Origin of the sequence: Streptomyces buecherae (assembly GCF_014295035.1) — a bacterium.
Taxonomy (GTDB): Bacteria; Actinomycetota; Actinomycetes; order Streptomycetales; family Streptomycetaceae; genus Streptomyces; species Streptomyces youssoufiensis.
Map to the genome: position 1 here is coordinate 3,936,203 of NZ_CP060404.1, position 18,178 is coordinate 3,954,380.

An 18,178-nucleotide genomic window follows, 5' to 3' on the forward strand; every position below is an offset into this window, starting at 1 on the left:
GGGTCTCGCCGTGGCCGCGCGCACGCCACGGCGCTCACCAGGACAGCCCGAAGTTCGGCGCTCACTCCTCCGGGGAGGAGGCGGCGGCCTGGTCGGCCCGGCCGCCGGCGCCCAGGGGGCCCGTGGACCGCCAGGGCTCGGTTGCCTGGAGGCGGGACAGTTCGCGGCGGGAGAGGCGGAGGACGAGCGGGGGCATGGCGGCGCGTACCGGCTGGGTGAGGCGGAGCCAACCGGGCACGTAGACGGCCGTGCGGCGGCGTTCCACGGAGCGGATCAGGCGGGCCGCCGCCGGCTGGGGTGGTCCGCTCCGGCGGGCCGGCGAGGGCATGCGGCCCCGCAGTTCGCGCAGGAGGGCGTACTCGTCGAGGTCGCGGATCATGTCGGTGGCGATCCAGTTGAGGTAGGCGATGCCCACGCTGACCCCCTCGTGCGCCACCTCGGCGCGCAGCGCGTGCGCGAAGGCTTCGACGCCCGACTTGGCCGCGCAGTAGGCGCTCAGCAGGGGCGCCGCGCCGATGGACGCCAGGGACGCCACCTGGAGGTAGTGGCCCGCCGTGGTGAACAGGTCGGGCAGGAAGGCCCGGGCGGTCTGGGCGCTGCCGACGAGGTTGACGTCGATGACGCGGTGCCACGACCGGGGGTCGGATGTGGCGAACGGGCCGCCCTCGGCGATGCCCGCGTTCGCGATCACCACCGAGGCGGGCCCGAGCCGACGGCGTACCTCGCGGGCCGCCGCGTCGAGTGCCGCCTGGTCGGCCACGTCGACCGGCAGCGGCAGGGCGGTGGTGGGCAGGGCGTCGGCCACCGCGCGCAGCGCGGCCGGTTCGTGCCCCAGCAGCGCGATCCGGGCGCCCCGGGCGGCGGCCTCCCGGGCCAGGGCCGCGCCGATGCCGCGCGCCGCCCCGGTCACCACCACCGTGCGGTTGTCGAGCGGACTGCCGCCCATGGCCACCTGCTCCTTCTGTGAGTGCTGTGGTTTCTCCTCGGGTGGGTGCTCGCGCGGCCGGTCGTGCGGGCGAGGTCGCGGCGTACGGTCAACTCCCTTGTCGAGTACGGGACTTCGGGGGGCTCAGGTCTTGCGGCCGGTGCGGTCCCGGGCCGTGAGGAGGCGTTGGGCGCGGGCCAGGCCGGGTGGGAGGTTTCGGCGGAGGGCGGCGCGGGCGGCGTTGGCGCCGGGGGCGCCGTGGACGCCGCCGCCCGGGTGGGCGCTGGCGGAGGCGAGGAACAGGCCCGGCACGGGGGTCTCGGGGCGACCGAGGCCCGGCACGGGGCGGAAGACCAACTGTTGGTGGAGGGCGGTCGTGCCGCCGTTGAGGGCGCCGCCCATCAGGTTGGCGTCGAGTTCCTGGAGGGTGGGCGGCGCCAGCACGCGACGGGCGCGGATCAGCGCGCGGAAGCCCGGCGCGAACCGCTCCACCTGCTGCTCGACCCGGTCCGCCATGCGGTTGCGCGCGTCGGGGTGCCAGTCGCCCGTGATGCCCTGGTCGCCGGCGTCCGCGGTGATGCGGTGGGGGACGTGGGTGTAGGCCCAGGCCGCCTCGGTGCCGTGGGGTGAGCGGGTGGGGTCGGACCGGGTCATCTGGCCGAACAGCAGGAAGGGGCGGTCGGGGACCTGGCGCATGGCGATCTGGGCGGCGAAGCGCGTCAGCTCGTCCACGCCGTCGGCCACGTGCACGGTCCCGGCCCGCGCCGCCTGTTCGGCCCGCCAGGGCACCGGGCCGTCCAGCGCCCAGTCCACCTTGAAGGTCGCGAAGTCCCACTGGAAGCGTCGCAGGTCGGAATGGAGTTGGTCGGGCAGGTGCTGCGGGGCGACGAGGTCGCCGTAGAGGGCGGGGGCGGACACGTCCGCGAGTACCGCCCTGCCGGCCTCGACGGTCTCGCCGCCCGCCGTCCGCACGCCCACCGCGCGCCCGTCCCGTACGACCACGGACTCGACACGCTGCCCGCAGCGGACCTGCCCGCCAAGGGACTCCAGGCGCCGGACCAGGGCCCGGGTCAGGGCGCCGGAGCCGCCGACGGGTACGGGAAAGCCGTAGGTCTGGCCGAGCATGGCCATCAGCCAGCCGAAGCCGCCGCTGCCGGCCGATTCCGGGGCGAGGTCGGCGTGCAGCGCGTTGCCGGCCAGCAGCAGCCTGCCGCCCTGCCCGGTGAACTCCTCCTCGCCCATCCGGCGCACCGGCAGCGCGAGTGTGCGCGCCAGGCGCAGCCCGCCGGCCCCGCGGAGCCGCAGGGCAAGCCGGGTGCCGGCCCGCACCGGCGGGAACGGGGTGAACAACGCGTCCAGCAGGTCGGGGCGGATCCGGTCCCACGCGTCGTGCAGCCGCCGCCAGGCGTCCCCGTCGCCGGGCGCGAAGGCGTCGAGGGACGCGGCGGTGGTGTCGACGCGCCGGTCGAGCACGACACACGAGCCGTCGCTGAGCGGGTGCGCCAGCACGTGCGGCGCGTGGCTCCAGCGCAGGCCGTGGTCCTGGAGCCGGAGCCCGGCCAGGACGGGGGACGCGGCGGCCAGCGGGTAGAAGGAGCTGAACAGGTCGTTGGTGAAGTCCGGGTCGACGCCCTGGTCGTGGCGGACCGCGCCGCCGGGCTCGGGTTGTTCCTCAAGCACCTGGACGTTCCAGCCGGCGTCTGCCAGCAGGTTGGCGGCCACCAGGCCGTTGGGCCCGGCGCCGATGACCACGGCGTCCGTCGTCGTCCCCGGCGTCACTCGTGTCGTCCCTTCCGTCGCCGTCCCGTCGTGTTCCCCCGCCATCACTCGCCCTGCGGGCCGGCGGCGGTGGCCGGTGTCGTGGTCGAAGCCCGGCCGTGCCGTCGCCGCTGGGCGTCGTCGGCCTCGCAGAGCCCGGCGAGCCGGCCGAGCATCGCGCGGTGGCGCAGGTGGATCAGCGGCTCGAACGCCGCGTTGTGCAGCCAGCCGCCCGCCCCCTGCAACGGGTGTTCGTCGACCAGGACGAGGCAGTGCTCGCCCCACGGCCGCAGCTCGATCGCGATGCGCGCGGTGCCCAGAGCGCCCGCGTGGGCCTCCAGCTCCAGCCGGCTGCCCTCATCGCAGAAGCGGACGGTCGTCCGGTTGGTCAGCGAGACGGGGCCGATCCGGACCTCGTAGCCGATGGCCGCGTCCGTCCGCGGCCAGTCGCCGTGGATCGGGCGTGAGGAGGAGGTCCCCACCACCCATTCCGCGTACCGGGAGCCGTCGGCGAGCACGGCCCACACGGCGCTCGGCGGGGCTTTGATCAGGCGATGGCGAACAGCCAAGGCGCCTCCTCGGTTCGTGTGCCGTCGGGTGCGTCAGCGCTCCACGAGTGCCCCGGTTCGCCTCCGTCCAACCAGCCGGTTCGTCCCGCGCCCTTACGAGGGGGCCCGCTGCGCCCCCGTGCGCGGCGGCCGGGCCCGGGTCACGGGCACGGCGACCGGCCCGGATCACGGGCACGGAGGACGTCCCGGTGGGCTCCGGCGGGTTCCGGTGGGCGCGCCGGTGGGCGCGCCGGTGGGCGCCGCTGGGTCTTGTTGGGCGTCGCTGGCCCGGTGCGGCTATCCCGGTGGGCGCAGGCGGGCGCGGTACTCCCCCGGGGCCGTGCCCCGGGCGCGTCGGAAGGCGCGGCTGAAGGCGTGCGGGGAGGCGTAGCCGACCGCGCCGGAGATCGACTCGACCGGTTCGTCGGTGTCGCGGAGCCGGACGGCCGCCAGGTCGAGGCGCCAGCGCGTCACGTACGCGCCCGGCGTCTGCCCGAGGGCGGACCGGAAGTGCCTGGTCAGCGTCGCCCGGGAGACGCTCGTCGCGGCGGCCAGGCTCTGCGTGGTCCAGGGGTGCTCGGGCCGGGCGTGCACGTGTGCCAGGGCGTCGCGTACGACCGGGTCGCGCAGCGCGCCCAGCCACGAGGCGGACCGCTCCTCGGGGTGGCGGGCCAGCCAGGCGCGTACGAACTGGACGAGCAGCAGGTCCACGATGCTGTTGATCGCGGCGGTGGTGCCGGGCTGCGGCTCCGCCAGCTCCGCCGCGAGGAGTTCGACGGTCCTGCTGAACTGCGCGTTCTGGCCGGCCGTGACGTGCGTCGGCCGGGCGAGTGAGGTGAGCACCGGCGTGCTCACCTCCGGGTCCTGCTCGTAGTGGAGGACGATCACCTCCGTGTGCGCCGGCGCCGAGCCCAGCCGCAGGGCCCGGCCGTCGCCCATGGCCCGGGCCGCGGCCTCGCGGTCGCAGGAGCCCATCGTCACGCTGGCGGCGCCGGCGAGTCCGTGCGCGGTACCCGGCGGCGCGAGGACGGCGTCCCCGGCCCGCACCTGGAGTGGCCGCTGGCCCGTGGCGTGGAGCCAGACCGTGCCACGGGAGACCACGTGCAGCACCGCTCCCGGCGCGGCGTCCCACCACAGGCCCCAGCTCCCACCGGCCTCCACCACGACGCCGAGCGCGCCCCGCGCGCCCGACACCCGCAAGACCTCCGCCAGCACGTCCATGGGCCCCTCCTCGTCCACCCCGGCCGACCGCCTCCCCGGGCGGGGCGGCGGCGTACGTACGACGTGCTCGTCCGTGTCCCCGCCCACGGCCTCAGGCCACGTCGAGCACGACCTTCCCGTGCACCGTGCGCGCGAACAACGCCCGCACGGCCTCGCCCACCTCCCGCCAGTCGCCGCGCAGGCCGACCGGGACCGCGAGCCGGCCGGCGGCGACCAGCCCCAGCAGGTCCGTCAGCTCGCCGCTGGTCGAGGTCCGGTCGCCGTAGGTGGCGATGGTGCGGGGTGCGCCGAAGCCGAACAGGGCCTCCGGCGGGAACGTCGTCGCCTCCCCCGACGAGTAGCCGACCAGGTGGAGGGTGCCGCCCTCGGCGAGCCGGCTCCACGCCTGGGCCACCAGCGGCCCGCCGACCGTGTCCAGGACGAGGTCGAACCGGTCCTCGGTCTCGGCCAGCTCGGCCGGGTCGGTCAGGACCGCGTCGGCGCCGAGTTCGCGCAGTCCGGCGGCCCGGCCCGGCGAACCGACGAGCGCCGTCACCCGGGCCCCGGCCAGCGCCGCCAACTGGACGGCGAAGTGCCCCACGCCCCCGCTGGCGCCCGTGACCAGCACGTTCCGGGCCAGCAGGGATCGCGTGCGCAGCACCCGCAACGCGGTGACCCCGGCGATCCCCAGCGCGGCGGCGTCGGCCAGCTCCACACCCTCGGGAACGGTGCCGAGCCACGCCGGGCTGACGGCCACCCGTTCCGCCCACGCGTGGGGCGTCATGCCCAGCGCGACGCGCGTCCCCTCGGGCGGCCCCGAACCGTCGGCGGCGGCCCGCACCACGACCCCGGCCGCGTCGTGCCCGTGCACGGCGCCGTCCGGCCACAGGTGCAGGTAGGTCAGCTCTCCGAAGTTGAGAGCGATGTGCCGCACCTCCACCAACGCCTCCCCGGCGGACGGTACGGGTTCGTCCACATCGGCGAACCGAACGGGCCCGGCCTCGCCCCGAGCGACGACGAGTGCGCGCATGGGATCACCTTCTCTCTGGGGTAGGGCAGTTGGGCTTCTCGGGCTGGCGTCGTGAGGCCGCGCTTGGCGCACCCGTGCCGTACGTGGCGTACGTGTCGTGCGTGACGACCGTGTCGTCTGTGATGTCCGTGCCGTACGTGACGTCCGTGTCCGCGTGTGCCGCATGTTCCGCGCTCTGGCGGGAACGTGCGTCGGCGCGGCGGTGGATCGAGGGGGCGGACGCCGCGCTGGCTGCCTCGTCGCCGCCCTCCTGAAACCCTACGCAGCCCTGGGTCGGTGGCCAGTCCCGTGTGGATCAATGAGTTGACCATCTGTGTCAGTGCGGCGCGCGCCGGGGGGCGGGCGGCGCACCCGGCAGGGCGCACTGGCTCAACCTCCGCCCCGCCGCCCCCTCCCGGTGGTCTAGTTGCCCGGATAGCGCGGCGGGTGCCATGTCCCCGCGCGGGGGCGGACCGGGGCGGGGTGAGTGCGGATGGCATGGGTGCAGACGCTGGGGTGGATCGTCGCGGTCTCGCTCGGCATCGTCGCCTACCGGTGGGCGTCCTATCCGGGCTCGTGGGCCGCGATGTTCGGGGCGGAGTACGCGAAGCCGCGCAGCGCACTACGCCGCCTGCGCGCAGAACTCACGGGCGCCAGGCGCGCCAGCGCCCACCGCTTGGAAGCGGCCACGGAGCAGCTCAGACAGGCCAGGGCCGCGTACCAGGCCGAGGTGGCCGGCGCCGAGCGGCGGCTGCGGGGCCTGCGCGACCCCGCGCCCGGCAGTCGGGTCACCTGGCTGGGCCGGATCGCCGTGCACGAGGAGGTGCTCCGGCTCTTCGACGAGGATGGTCCGCTCGACGAGACGGGTCGCCACCGCACGCCCGCCAGCGGGCCCAGCACGGATCTCCCCCTCGCCACGCTCACCGTCGACCGCGTCCCGTCGGACGACCCGGCGGGGACGTGTGTGACGCTCGCGACCGGGACCTCCGTGCCGTACGAGGTCTGTTACGCCCACCGCGAGTACCCGGAGCCGAACGTGCGCCAGTTCGTGCTGGACGTGCGGAGCGCCGTCGCGCGGGCGCGGGACGCGCAGGCGGAGCGGGAGCGGAACATCGCGGCGGCCGAGGCCGAGTTGGCGGCGGCCCGCGCGGCGACGGAGGACGTCGATGCCGCGCGGACGCACGTGGAGTGGGTGCAGGCGGCCGAGCGCGTGGACCCGGACGTCGGGCGGGCCACGGACGCGCTGGACGAGCAACGTGACCGGTGGCAGGCCATCACCGGGCACCGGCCCTGGCGGTAGTTCGCCGGCGGCCGGTGACCGGGTCGCGGCGTCGCGCGGCAGCGCGGCAGCGCCCGCGTCGTACGGCGGTGGAGGGGGCGGCGCGGCGACCCGAAGCGGTGAGCCGGTGGCCCAGGCGCCCCCGTACCGCACGGACCCGCGGGGCGGTCCACGGGGCCCCGTCGGTCAAGCACGGCACCGTACCCGGACTATCGCGGGCCACCTAGATTTGCGACCGAGCAGGACCGGGCACGACCGAAGCACAACCGAGCAAAGCCGAGCGGGGCCCCGGCGGGATCGGGTGACAGCCCGGGGAGAGGGCTCGCGGGCGGGCGGTGCCGGGCCAACCACGAGGCGTCCGGCTGGTGCGCATGGCCCCATCTGCTCAGGTGGGGGTGCGCGGTGCGAACGGAGAGAGCTGCCGATGGCAACCGTTGGCGTGGAAGAGGAGTACCTGTTGGTCGATCGGGTGACGGGACAAACGGCACCACACGCGAAGGCCGTGCTGAGCGCGGCCGAGTTGGAGCCCCTGGTCGCCGCGGAAGAGGTGCAGTTGGAGCTGTTGCGGGCACAGGTCGAGGTGGCCACGCCGGTGTGCCACACCCTGGCGGAGGCGGAAGGGCATCTGGTGCGATTACGGAGCGCCGTGGCGACGGCGGCGCGGGAACACGGGTGCGGCCTCCTGGTCAGCGGCACGCCGCCGCTGCCCGACGACGCGCCCGTGGCGGTCACCGACGAGGCCCGGTACCGCGCCATCCAGCAGCAGGCCCCGCAACTGGTCGGGGAGCAACTCGTCAACGGCATGCACGTACACGTCGCCGTCCCCAGCCGGCGGGTGGGCGTCGAGGTGCTGAACCGGGTGCGGGTGTGGCTGCCCACGCTCATCGCGATGGCGGCGAACTCGCCGCTGTGGAAGGGCGACGACACCGGGTTCGCCAGTTGGCGCACGATCGTCTTCGACCGCTGGGCGGTCGGCGGCATGCCGCCGCACTTCGCCGACGAGGACGACTACGCGGAGCGCGTACGGCGGTTGCTCGACACCGGCGTCATCCGCGACGTGGGGCAGCTCTACTGGCAGGCACGGCTGTCCGAGCGCTACCCGACGGTCGAGGTGCGCTCCCTGGACGTGCAACTGCGCCCGCACGAGGCCATGTTGTTCGCCGGTCTGGTGCGCGCGTTGGTGGACACCGCGATGCGGGAGGCGGAGCTGGGGGTCGCGGCGCCGGAGGCGAGCGCCGAGATGCTGCGGCTCGCGGTGTGGCAGGCCGCCCGGCACGGGCTGAGCGGCGACCTCATCGATCCGGACGGCCGGCGTCGGGCGGCGGGCGACGTGGTGCGGGCGCTGCTCGCGCACGTCACGCCCGCGCTCAAGGAGGCCGGCGACACGCGTGAGGTGACGAACCTGACCCACCGGCTGCTCAGCGAGGGCACCGGCGCCGACCGACAGCGCCGGGCCCTGGCCGCCGGCGGGCTGCCCGCGGTGGTGGAGATGATCGCCGCGGCCGGCGACCTGCGCTGACGGCTCCGCCGCCGGCATTGCCCCCGGCCCCGGCCCCGGTGTCGCCCCCGCCCCCCCCCACCGTTGATGGCCGCACGCGTGCGCTCCGCTGGCGGTGCGCGCGTGCGGCTGGTGGGGGGGCGTGCCTGTGGTGGCCTGCCGGCGGGGCGCGTGGGTGGGCTGGTGGAGGCCGCGTGGGGGGCTGGTGGCGGGACGCGGGGGTGGGCTGGCGGTGGCGGGGCGTACTGGTGGCGGCTCGTACGCGCGGCGCGGCTACCGCCGCTTGAACTCCACCGGGCCGCCGTTCATCTCGACCGTGCCGTCCACGTGCAGGACCGGGCGCCGCTCGGTCATGCGGGCGCTGTACGCCTCGATGTGGTGGATGGCCGCCCCGTCGGGGGAGCCGAAGTCGATGAGGGCGATGGCGACCCAGTAGCGGGTCATGGTGTTCTCGAAGAGGGGGACGGTGACCGTGGAGCCGCGCCCGTCCGTGATGACGACCTTCGCGCCGAAGCTGCGGAAGGAGCCGTAGCCGTTACTGACGGCGGAGTACGCGCAGAGCAGGACGTAGCCCTGTTCGTCGGGCCGTACGATGCGCACGGACTCGCGGCCGGGGGCGCGGGCGTCGCCGTCGAGGCGGATGTAGGGGCGGTCCTTGAGCGAGCCGAGGTGCTTGTAGTAGACCGCCTCGCCGCCCTTGGCCTGCTTGTTCTTGCTGTTCTTGGCCTTCTTGGACGTGCCCGTGGGTTCGGCCTGGTCCGGCTCCGCCTCGCTCGGCGCCACCAGCGGATCGCCCTGCGGCTTGTGGCCGGCCTTGACGAGGGTGCCGGGCGCCTTGGGGCCGCGCAGCGCCTTGCTGGCCGGTACGAACAGCGCGTACAGGTCCAGGTCGGCCCCCAGCTTGCGCCGCCGCTCGCTGCCGCCGTCCCACTCCAGCGCGGCCTCGACCACCAGCTCCCGGTCGTGCTTGTCCAGGTCGATCGCGGTGCGCCCGCCCTTGTCCAGGCTGATGCTGCCCAGCGGCGGCTTCCGCAGGTTGGCCCGAGCGGGGGCCGGGGCGGGGGCCGGGGATGCAGTCGGGTCCGGGGTCGTTGACGGCGTCGGGGCCGGGGTCGTCGTCGGGGGCGGGAGGGGTGCGCCGCCGGTGGCGTCGGCTTCCACATCGGCATCGGCTTCGGCTTCGGAGTCGTCGGGCTCGGCATCCTCTGCCACGGCGATGCCGTAGTCGGTGGCGAGGCCCGCGAGGCCGTTGGCGTACCCCTGGCCGATGGCGCGCAGCTTCCAGCCGGGGCCTCGGCGGTAGATCTCGGCCAGGAGTACGGCGCGTTCGCCGTCGGTGAGGTCCGGCTGGTGGAAGACGATGGGCTCGGCGCCCGGCTGCTCGACGCGGATCGTCACCTCCTTCACCCCCCGGAAGGTGCGGCTGGCGTCGTCCGGATCGCAACTCCCCACCAGGACCACCCGGTCCACGTCGGCGGGCAGCCCGGCCGGGTCCACCTCGATGCGCTCGGGGCCGGCGGCGTCGGCGGCGAGGTGGCGTACCGCGTCGGACTCGGCGGCGGGTTGGTTGTAGAAGACCATGTCGTCGTCCGACCTGACCCTGCCGTCCTCGGCGACCAACAGCGCGCTCAGGTCGACCACGTCACCCACCGCGTGCAACGCCGCGACGAGCCGCCCCGCCGCCACCGCCGTGTTCCCACCCTTGCCAAGCTCCGGCATGCTCCCCCGCCTCCGCTGTTCTCCCCGGTCTCTGTCGGGTCAGCCTGTCACATAGCACGACAATGCGGCACTCCTGCCCCACAGGCACCTTGGGCATCAGCCGCCTCAGGCGGCCTCCCCGGACGGCGGTTCGCGCCGTTACGCCTCCGCCTCCCACGTCGCCGGCGACCACAGCGACGAGCGGTTCAGGGACTGGGGGCAGTGGCGGTAGACCTCGGATATGTCGATCAGGATGGCCAGGCTCGGGCGCCCGCCCTCCGCCGTCAGGGCGTCGAAGAAGGGGGCGTCGGTGAGGACGCGGGCCCGGCCGTTGACGCGCAGGATGGTGCGGCTGCCGGGGACCAGGTAGAGGAGGCCGGCGTGCGGGTTGTCGAGGATGTTGTGCAGGCTGTCGCCGCGCCGGTTGCCGGGGCGCTCCGGCAGTACCAGCGTGCCGGGGTCGACGACGTGCGTGAAGCCGGGGGCTCCGCCGCGCGGTGACGCGTCGCAGGTGCCGTACGCGTCCGAGGTGGACAGCAGGCAGAACGGGGAGCGGGCGACGAAGTCCAGGTCGTCCGGGTCGAGGCGGGGGTGGACCTTGTCGATGACGATCGGGTGCGGTTCGCCGAGCAACTCCCGCAGCTCGGCGTGCGAGTCGAGGGTGACGTGACCCGGACCGCTCGCGGGGGGCGCGGCCGTGGCGTGTTCGTGCTCCGGGGCTGCGGCGTCGGTCCTGCTGAGCAAGGCGTCTCCCGGTGGTGGGTGGGTGGTTCGGGGTGCGGGGTGCGGTGCGTGCGGTGTGGTGTGGTGTGGGCGCGGTCTGTTGCGGCCCTCGTACGTCGGCCGGTGTACGCCGTCTCAGCGGGGCTTGGACGCCGGGGACGGAGACGGGGACGGGGCGGGCTCCGGCGTCGGGGCGGGCTCCTGGACCGAGGCCTCCGCCACCGGGGCCGGGGGCCTGGTGCCGTGGCGGCCGATGGGGAGCATCAGGGGGCGGCCGGAGACCGGGTCCTCGATGATGCGGCTGTTCAGGCCGAAGACGGCGCGTACGGACTCCTCCGTGAGGACCTCGTGCGGCGGGCCCGAGGCGTGGAGGCGGCCGCCCGCCAGGGCGACGATGTGGTCGGCGTAGCGGGCGGCGAGGTTGAGGTCGTGCAGGACCATGACGACGGTCGTGCCGCGCTCGTGGTTGAGGTCGGTGAGCAGGTCCAGGACCTCGACCTGGTGGCTGGCGTCGAGGAAGGTGGTCGGTTCGTCGAGCATGAGGATGTCGGTCTGCTGGGCCAGCGCCATCGCGATCCACACCCGCTGGCGCTGGCCGCCGGAGAGTTCGTCCACGGAGCGGTCGGCGAGGGCCGTGGTGTCGGTGGCCTGCAGCGCCGCCGCCACCGCCGCGTCGTCCTCGCCGCTCCAGCGCGAGAACATCCGCTGGTGCGGGTGGCGCCCGCGGCCGACGAGGTCGGCGACGGTGATGCCCTCGGGCGCCACCGGCGACTGCGGCAGCAGGCCGAGGGTGCGGGCCAACTCCTTGGCGGGCAGCCGGTGCACCTCCTTGCCGTCGAGGACGACGCGGCCGGCGCGCGGGGACAGCAGCCGGGACATGGACCGCAGCAGCGTCGACTTGCCGCACGCGTTCGCGCCGACGATCGCCGTGATCCGGCCCGGTGGGACGGTCAGGTCGAGGGAGTCGACGACGGTGCGGTCGCCGTAGCCGAGGGTGAGCCGTTCGGCGGCCAGGGAATGGGACTGGGTCACAGCGAGCCTCCCGCCCGGTTGGTGCGGATGATCAGGTAGACGAGGTAGGGCGCGCCGAGCACGCCGGTGACGACGCCGACCGGGTAGCGGGTGTCGAAGGCGTACTGGCCGGTGAAGTCGGCGACCAGCACCAACAGCGCGCCGACCAGGCCGGCCGGGACCAGCAGCGAGCCGCCGGGGCCGGTGATGCGGGCCGCGATGGGGCCGGAGAGGAAGGCGACGAAGGCGATCGGGCCGGCACCCGCCGTGGCGAAGGCGATGAGGCCGACGGCGGCGATGATGACCGTGACGCGGGTGCGCTCGACGCGTACGCCGAGCGCCGCCGCGGTGTCGTCGCCGAGTTGCATGGCCGACAGGTTCCGCGCCTGCGACAGGAGTACGGGTCCGAGTACGGCCAGCGCCAGCGCGGCGGGCCTGGTCTGGTCCCAGGTGGTGCCGTTGAGGCTGCCGGTCAGCCAGCGCATGGCCTCCTGGAGGTCCCACTCGGCGGCCTGCGAGAGCACGTACGCGACGACGCTGTCGAGCATCGCCGCGATGCCGATGCCGATGAGGATGAGGCGGGTGCCGACGACGCCGTCCTTGAACGCCAGCGTGTAGACGAGCAGGGCCACGGCGAGGGCGGCGGCGATGGCCAGGGCCGAGACCTGGGTCTCGCCGAGCGAGAGCGTGACGATGGCGACGGCCGCCGCCGCGCTCGCGCCCGAGCTGATGCCGATGACGTCGGGGCTGGCGAGCGGGTTGCGCAGCATGGTCTGGAAGGTGACGCCGGCCAGGCCGAAGCTGAAGCCGGCGACGGCGGCGAGCGCGGCGCGCGGCAGCCGCAGTCGGCCGACCGTGAACGTCGCCCCGGGCACCTTCTCGTCCAGGACCACCCGGATCACGTCGGCCAGCGGGTAGTTCGTCTGCCCGTACATCAGCGACCCGACGAACGCGAGCAGCACCAGGACGGCCAGCAGCACGATGACCGCGCGCCGGCGCAGCGCCCGGCGGACCCGGCCGCGCGCCACGGCCCGCACGGCCTCCACGGCGGCCGGGGCGACGGGGCCCGAGGCGGACGAGGGGAGTGAGGGGGTGGTGGGGGCGGTGGGGGAGCCGGCGCTCACAGGGCACGCACCTTCTGCCGACGGACGATCCAGATGAAGAAGGGGGCGCCGATCAGCGCCGTCACGATGCCCACGTCGATCTCCGCGGGCCGGGCCACGACCCGGCCGACGACGTCGGCCGCGGTGAGCAGCGCCGCGCCGAGCAGCGCGGAGAACGGCAGCAGCCAGCGGTGGTCCACGCCGACCAGCAGCCGGCAGGCGTGCGGGACGACGAGGCCGACGAAGCCGATCGGGCCGGCGACCGCGGTCGCCGCGCCGCACAGCACGACGGCGCCCAGCGCGGCCACGCCACGGGCCAGCGCGACCCGCTCCCCGAGCCCGGCCGCCAACTCCTCGCCGAGCGCGAGCGAGTTGAGGGCCTTGGCCGACAGCAGGCAGATCGCGAAGCCGACGGCGAGGAAGGGCAGGACGTGCCCGATGCGCTCGTACGAGGCCCCGCCCACGCCGCCGATCTGCCACAGCCGGAAGCTGCCGGCCAGGTCGTTGCGGGGCAGCAGCACCGCGGTGACCAGCGAGGCGAAGGCGGCCGACGTGGCCGCGCCGGACAGGGCCAGCTTGAGCGGCGTGGCGCCGCCGCGACCCAGCGTGCCGACGCCGTAGACGAATGCGGCGGCGAGCGCGGCGCCCGCCATAGCGACCCAGATGTAGCCGGTCGGCGAGGTGAGGCCGAAGTACGCGACCGACACGGCCACGGCCAGCGAGGCGCCCATGTTGACGCCGAGGATGCCCGGGTCGGCCAGCGGGTTGCGGGTCACGCCCTGCATGACCGCGCCCGCCAGCCCGAGTGCCGCGCCGATCAGCACCGCGAGGAACGTACGGGGGATGCGCTTGGCGACCGCCGCCCGCTCCAGGGTGTCCTCCGCGCCGCCGAGCCCCGCCCAGACGTCGGACCAGCCGACGGTACGGGAGCCGAAGGCGACGGAGGCCACCATCAGCGCGGCCAGCACCAGGACCGCGGCCAGCAGCCACAGGGCGCGCACGCGCGCCGGACGCCGCACCACGGCGACGTCCGGCGTACGAGGGGTGGTGTCCGTGGTCACTTGACCTTGTCCGCGGCCTTGGCGAGCGCGGCGACGTAGTCCTCGAGGACCCACGAGATCGACAGCGGCGTCGGGTTGGCCGCGGTCGCCAGCGGCGAGGTGCCGGGCAGCAGGTACATCGAGTCGCGCTTGATGGCCGGGAGCTTGGAGACCAGCGGGTCCTTGCGCAGGGTCCTGGCGAGGGTGCCCTTGTCGTCGCCGTAGCCGGTGACGATGTCGACGTCGTTGAACTCGTCGATCTGCTCGGCGCTGCGGGTGAGCGCGAACTTGTCGGTGCCCTTGGACGCCTTGGCGACGCTGCCCGGGATCTTCAGGCCGAGGTCCTCGAAGAAGAGCGTGCGGGTGTCGTTGGCGGTGTAGAAGCCGACCTCGCTGACGTCACCCGGGTCGATGTGCGTCATGAACATCGCCGACTTGCCCTTGAGCTGCGGGTACTTGGCGACCGTGCGGGCGATCTCCCCCTCCAGGTCCTTGATCATCGCCTCGCCCTTGCCGGCGAGCCCGATGGCCTTGCTGTTGGACCGGATGATCTCGCGCCACGGCGTCGCCCACGGGGCGTCCGGGTAGACCACCACGGGGGCGATCTCGCTCAGCGTCTCGTAGTCCTGCTTGGTCATGCCGGAGTAGGTGGCGAGGATGACGTCCGGCTGGGTGTCGGCGACGGCCTCGAAGTCGATGCCGTCGTTCTCGTCGAACAGGACCGGCGTCTTGGCGCCCAGTTCGTCGAGCTTCTTCTCCACCCAGGGCAGCACCCCGTCGCCGTCGTCGTCACCGAAGTCGGCCTTGGCCATGCCGACGGGGACCACGCCGAGCGCCAGCGGCACCTCGTGGTTGGCCCAGTTGACGGTGGCGACACGCTCGGGCTTCTTCTTGATGGTCGTCTTGCCCAGGGCGTGCTTGATGGTGATCGGGAACGTGCCGTCGGCGACGGGCCCGTCACTGGACGCGGAACCGTCGGCCCCCGCGGAGGCCGAGCCCTTGGTGTCGTCGGCCTTGGCGTCGTCACCGTCCGAGGAGGAGCCGCCGCAGGCCGCGACGGTCAGAAGCGCGGCGGTCGCGGCTGCCGCGGTGAACAGGCGCAAGCGAATGGAACGCATGATGGTCGAACCCCACTGATCCGGATGGCCAGGTGCCGGTCCTCGCACGCCTGGGTCCGGGGAGGCCGTCGTGGAGTAGTGCACCACTGTCGAACACAAGCACTTAGGTAAGCCTTGCCTTCGCACCTTAAGAGGTCGCCGATCACTGTCGCAACCAGTCTTACGAGACAGCCGATGTAGCGATCCGGACACGAGCCCAAGGCACGCATGGGGAAATGCGGCCTGCGGACGGGTCTGCCCTGTCCGAAAAAGTCGCGCCGGGTGGGGTGATGGGGGTGTGGGTGGTGGGGGTGTGGGTGGTGGGGGTGTGGGTGGCGTACGGAGGGCCGTGGACGTCCGAGGAAGGGCGGGGGGAGGCCCCGCGCATGGGCCGCTCGGGAGCCGGTCGCGGGACCCGCTCGGGGGCCGGACCCGAAGGCCGCTCGGGAGCCGGTCACGGGACCCTCTCGGGGAGCCTGACTCGGGGCCCGCTCGCTCGGCGGCTGATCCCCGGCCCGCTCCCCCGGCCGGTCAGGAGATCTGGAACGCGCCCGGGGTGAGGCCGGTGGTCCGGCGGAAGGCCGCCCCGAAGGCGCTCGCCGACCGGTAGCCCACCTCCGCCGCAACGGCCTCCACCTCCCAGCCCCGGGCCAGCAGCGCCACGGCGTGCTGCGCCCGGGCCGAGGCGACCCAGCGCGCGAAGCTGGTGCCGGTCTCCGCGACGAAGGCCCGGCTGATCGTCCGCGCGCTCACGGCCAGTTCCGCCGCCCACTGTGACAGGGTGCGCTGGTCGCCGGGGTCCGCGCGCAGCGCGTCGGCGATCGGGCGCAGCAGGGCCGAGGTGGGCGCCTGGACGAGGAGTTCGCGCGGCGAGGGTTCGAGCACGTCGAGTACGAGCGCCTCGGTGACCTTCCGCGACGAGGCGGACAGGCCGGGCTCGCACAGCCGCTCAAGGAGCAGCCGCAGCAGCGGGGTGATCTCGACGGCCACCGGGGTGTCGGAGAGCGAGGGCGTGGTGTGGAAGCCGAAGAAGCTCGCCCGGAACCAGGTCCCCGCGATCGCCGAACCGGAGTGCAGCGTGCCGGCCGGCATCCACAGGCCGAGCGCGGGCGTGATCGTCCACACCCGCGCCCCGACCACGGCGCTGGACGCGCCGCGCTCGTTCCACAGCAGCTCGTGGAACGGGTGCGAGTGCTCGCCCCACGTGGTGTCGTGCGCGACGACCTCGTCGTACGGCTGGATCGCGAACGGCACCTCGACCGCCCCCGCGGCGACCACCGGCAGCGACCGCGTCTCGCGCACGGGTCGTCCGGCCGGCGCACGGGACGCGCCGGCCGGACGCGAGGCCCCGGCGGGACGGGGCGCCCTGGTCGGGCGGGGCGCGGCGGTCTGGCGGGGCGCCTCGGTCGGGTGGGGTGTGGCCGGATGGGGGACGACCGGGCGGGGCGCGGCCGGGTGTCGAGGGGACGACATGGCCTCACCCTAAGACCCGGTCTCCCCGCGTCACGGCCGGCACCGGGCCGACCCGGTGTGCCCCGGCGTCACCGCCCGCTGGTCGTGGTGAGCGTGGCCACGCCCGTCTCGTCGATGACGCAGCTCTCCTGGTCCGCCTTGGCTTCCAGCCTGGCGACCACGTCGCTCTGGTCACCGGCGATGCAGAACTCGGCGCGCAGCGGGGGCGTGCCGTAGTACACGCCGTTGTCGTTCGGGCAGTCGAAGACGGCGGGATCGGGGGCGGCACAACTGCTACCCGCGGGTGGGTCGCGCCGGGTGGGGTGGGAGAAACCCGCGCAGTGCGTCATCTCGTGGATGAGCGTCTGCGAGATCTCCTCGTCGCCCTGGGGGAACAGCACGCCGAAATTGACGTTCACCTGCGATCCCCCGACCCGCGCGCTGGCGTTTGTCCCCGGCTTGTCGAGCGTGGTGTGGTGCACGGGTCGGTTGTACGTCTGCCGCAGGCGACGCCGCTCGTCCGGGGTCAGGTTGCCGCAGCCGCCGATCTGCGCCAGTGCGAACCTGTGCCGGTCGATCAGCTTCACGCGATGCGCCGCCGAGATGTCGCCGGCGAAGGTGAAGTAGTCAAGTGAGACGTCCTCCCCGGGCAGTCGGAAGAAGCATTCGTGGATATGCCCGTCGGTGCCCACGTACGCGATGTGCTGGACATTGTCCGATCGCGTCACCCAACTCGTGGGGCTGGTCCCGGCCGCGACGCTTACCTGACCCGCGCTCGGCACATTGTGTTCCCAGCGGAAACCCTCCGGTCCCGGATTGAACCGGAAGAAGCACTCGTGAATCTGCTGGTCCGTGCCCACGTAGCCGATGTGCTGCGCGTTGTCCGATCGCGTCACCCAACTCGTCGGGCTCGTTCCCGTCGCGGCCCCCACCTGACCGGCGCTCGGCACATTGTGCTCCCACCGAAATCCCCCCGGCCCCGGATTGAACCGGAAAAAGCACTCATGGACCTGCTGGTCAGCGCCCACGTACGCGATGTGCTGCACGTCGTCGGTCGCCGTGTACCAACTGGTCGGACTGGTGCCGGGCGCGGCCTTGGCCTGGCCGGCGCTGGGCACGTTGTGTTCCCAACGGAAACCCTCCGGGCCGGGGTGGAACCGGAAGAAGCACTCGTGGATGTCCTGGTCAGCGCCGACGTAGGCGATGTGCTGCACGTCGTCGGTGGCCGTGTACCAGCTCGTCGGGCCGCTGTCCGCCGCCACGGCGGCCTGCCCGGCGCTCGGGACGTTGTGCTCCCATCGGAAACCGCCCGGTCCCGGATTGAACCGGAAGAAGCACTCGTGTATCTGGCGATCCGTGCCCGCGTACGCGATGTGTTGCGCGTTGTCCGCCGGGGTGAACCAACTCGTGGGGCCGGCGTTCGCCACGGAACTGGTGTGATCGGCGCTGGGGACATTGTGTTCCCAACGGAATCCGCCCGCCCCGGGGCGGAATCGGAAGAAGCATTCATGGATCCGCTGGTCCGTGCCCACGTAGCCGATGTGCTGTACGTCGTCCGTCGCCGTGTACCAGCTCGTCGGACCCGCGTGCGCGGACGCGGCGGCGTGACCCGCGCTCGGCACGTTGTGCTCCCAGCGGAAGCCCTCCGGCCCTGGGTCGAATCGGAAGAAGCATTCATGAACCTGCTGATCCGATCCCACGTAAGCCAGATGCTGCACATTGTCATGTGCCGTGTACCAACTTGTGGGGCTGGTGTCCGTGGATGCGGTGACCTGCCCGGCGCTCGGCACATTGTGTTCCCACGCCATGGTGAAATCGTCCTTCCATCGCCGTGAAT

15 protein-coding genes are annotated in these 18,178 nt (G+C 73.9%); 2 read left to right on the forward strand and 13 right to left on the reverse strand.

Annotated features, from left to right (window positions below):
• Positions 1-61: 61 nt before the first annotated feature.
• From H7H31_RS15025 to H7H31_RS15045, 5 genes are all read right to left on the reverse strand, one after another.
• Positions 62-946 carry an SDR family oxidoreductase gene (locus tag H7H31_RS15025; RefSeq protein WP_187062774.1) on the reverse strand — a complete coding sequence of 295 codons (885 nt, stop codon included), beginning with the start codon at positions 944-946 and terminating at the stop codon, positions 62-64.
• A gap of 123 nt (positions 947-1,069) precedes the next feature.
• Positions 1,070-2,704: a phytoene desaturase family protein gene (locus H7H31_RS15030; protein WP_232109865.1), complete on the reverse strand. Its 1,635-nt coding sequence runs from the start codon at positions 2,702-2,704 to the stop codon at positions 1,070-1,072.
• Between the two features lie 44 nt (positions 2,705-2,748).
• Entirely contained in the window at positions 2,749-3,252 is a 504-nt protein-coding gene (locus H7H31_RS15035; RefSeq protein ID WP_187062776.1) for an SRPBCC family protein, read from the reverse strand.
• Between the two features lie 276 nt (positions 3,253-3,528).
• Positions 3,529-4,452 carry an AraC family transcriptional regulator gene (locus H7H31_RS15040; protein WP_187062777.1) on the reverse strand — a complete coding sequence of 308 codons (924 nt, stop codon included), beginning with the start codon at positions 4,450-4,452 and terminating at the stop codon, positions 3,529-3,531.
• A gap of 91 nt (positions 4,453-4,543) precedes the next feature.
• Positions 4,544-5,461: a zinc-binding dehydrogenase gene (locus H7H31_RS15045; RefSeq protein WP_187062778.1), complete on the reverse strand. Its 918-nt coding sequence runs from the start codon at positions 5,459-5,461 to the stop codon at positions 4,544-4,546.
• A gap of 472 nt (positions 5,462-5,933) precedes the next feature.
• Here H7H31_RS15045 and H7H31_RS15050 point away from each other — a divergent pair, with 472 nt between their 5' ends.
• Together H7H31_RS15050 and H7H31_RS15055 are read left to right on the forward strand one after the other, a co-directional pair.
• Positions 5,934-6,740 (forward strand): hypothetical protein, encoded by an 807-nt coding sequence (locus H7H31_RS15050; RefSeq protein ID WP_187062779.1) that lies wholly within the window; start codon positions 5,934-5,936, stop codon positions 6,738-6,740.
• 403 nt (positions 6,741-7,143) lie between these two features.
• On the forward strand, positions 7,144-8,238 hold the full coding sequence (locus H7H31_RS15055) for a carboxylate-amine ligase (protein WP_187062780.1): 1,095 nt from the start codon (positions 7,144-7,146) through the stop codon (positions 8,236-8,238).
• A gap of 252 nt (positions 8,239-8,490) precedes the next feature.
• On the opposite strand, the gene H7H31_RS15060 is transcribed toward H7H31_RS15055, so the two are convergent.
• The 8 genes from H7H31_RS15060 to H7H31_RS15095 form a co-directional block, all read right to left on the reverse strand.
• Positions 8,491-9,936, reverse strand: a complete 1,446-nt coding sequence (locus tag H7H31_RS15060; RefSeq protein ID WP_187117929.1) for a TerD family protein — start codon at positions 9,934-9,936, stop codon at positions 8,491-8,493.
• Positions 9,937-10,074: 138 nt separating this feature from the next.
• Entirely contained in the window at positions 10,075-10,659 is a 585-nt protein-coding gene (locus tag H7H31_RS15065; RefSeq protein ID WP_187059954.1) for an MSMEG_1061 family FMN-dependent PPOX-type flavoprotein, read from the reverse strand.
• A 114-nt stretch (positions 10,660-10,773) separates the two neighbouring features.
• Entirely contained in the window at positions 10,774-11,670 is an 897-nt protein-coding gene (locus tag H7H31_RS15070) for an ABC transporter ATP-binding protein (RefSeq protein ID WP_187059955.1), read from the reverse strand.
• Positions 11,667-12,695 carry a FecCD family ABC transporter permease gene (locus H7H31_RS15075; RefSeq protein ID WP_187118246.1) on the reverse strand — a complete coding sequence of 343 codons (1,029 nt, stop codon included), beginning with the start codon at positions 12,693-12,695 and terminating at the stop codon, positions 11,667-11,669. The genes H7H31_RS15070 and H7H31_RS15075 overlap by 4 nt, the downstream gene beginning before the upstream one ends.
• Before the next feature lie 74 nt (positions 12,696-12,769).
• Positions 12,770-13,813 (reverse strand): FecCD family ABC transporter permease, encoded by a 1,044-nt coding sequence (locus H7H31_RS15080; RefSeq protein ID WP_187059969.1) that lies wholly within the window; start codon positions 13,811-13,813, stop codon positions 12,770-12,772.
• The gene (locus H7H31_RS15085; RefSeq protein ID WP_187059970.1) at positions 13,810-14,910 is read right to left on the reverse strand and encodes an iron-siderophore ABC transporter substrate-binding protein; all 1,101 of its coding nucleotides are present in this window, start codon (positions 14,908-14,910) and stop codon (positions 13,810-13,812) included. Before H7H31_RS15085 ends, H7H31_RS15080 begins: the two co-directional genes overlap by 4 nt.
• Before the next feature lie 510 nt (positions 14,911-15,420).
• The gene (locus H7H31_RS15090; protein ID WP_187059971.1) at positions 15,421-16,191 is read right to left on the reverse strand and encodes a helix-turn-helix domain-containing protein; all 771 of its coding nucleotides are present in this window, start codon (positions 16,189-16,191) and stop codon (positions 15,421-15,423) included.
• 239 nt (positions 16,192-16,430) lie between these two features.
• Entirely contained in the window at positions 16,431-18,041 is a 1,611-nt protein-coding gene (locus H7H31_RS15095; RefSeq protein WP_187117931.1) for a PQQ-like beta-propeller repeat protein, read from the reverse strand.
• Positions 18,042-18,178 lie beyond the last annotated feature (137 nt).

Excerpts from the sequence above, each read along its gene's own strand:
- H7H31_RS15025 (WP_187062774.1), bottom strand. The coding sequence starts at position 946 with ATGGGCGGCAGTCCGCTCGACAACCGCACGGTGGTGGTGACCGGGGCG.
- H7H31_RS15040 (WP_187062777.1), bottom strand. The coding sequence starts at position 4,452 with ATGGACGTGCTGGCGGAGGTCTTGCGGGTGTCGGGCGCGCGGGGCGCG.
- H7H31_RS15045 (WP_187062778.1), bottom strand. The coding sequence starts at position 5,461 with ATGCGCGCACTCGTCGTCGCTCGGGGCGAGGCCGGGCCCGTTCGGTTC.
- H7H31_RS15050 (WP_187062779.1), top strand. The coding sequence starts at position 5,934 with ATGGCATGGGTGCAGACGCTGGGGTGGATCGTCGCGGTCTCGCTCGGC.
- H7H31_RS15055 (WP_187062780.1), top strand. The coding sequence starts at position 7,144 with ATGGCAACCGTTGGCGTGGAAGAGGAGTACCTGTTGGTCGATCGGGTG.
- H7H31_RS15060 (WP_187117929.1), bottom strand. The coding sequence starts at position 9,936 with ATGCCGGAGCTTGGCAAGGGTGGGAACACGGCGGTGGCGGCGGGGCGG.
- H7H31_RS15085 (WP_187059970.1), bottom strand. The coding sequence starts at position 14,910 with ATGCGTTCCATTCGCTTGCGCCTGTTCACCGCGGCAGCCGCGACCGCC.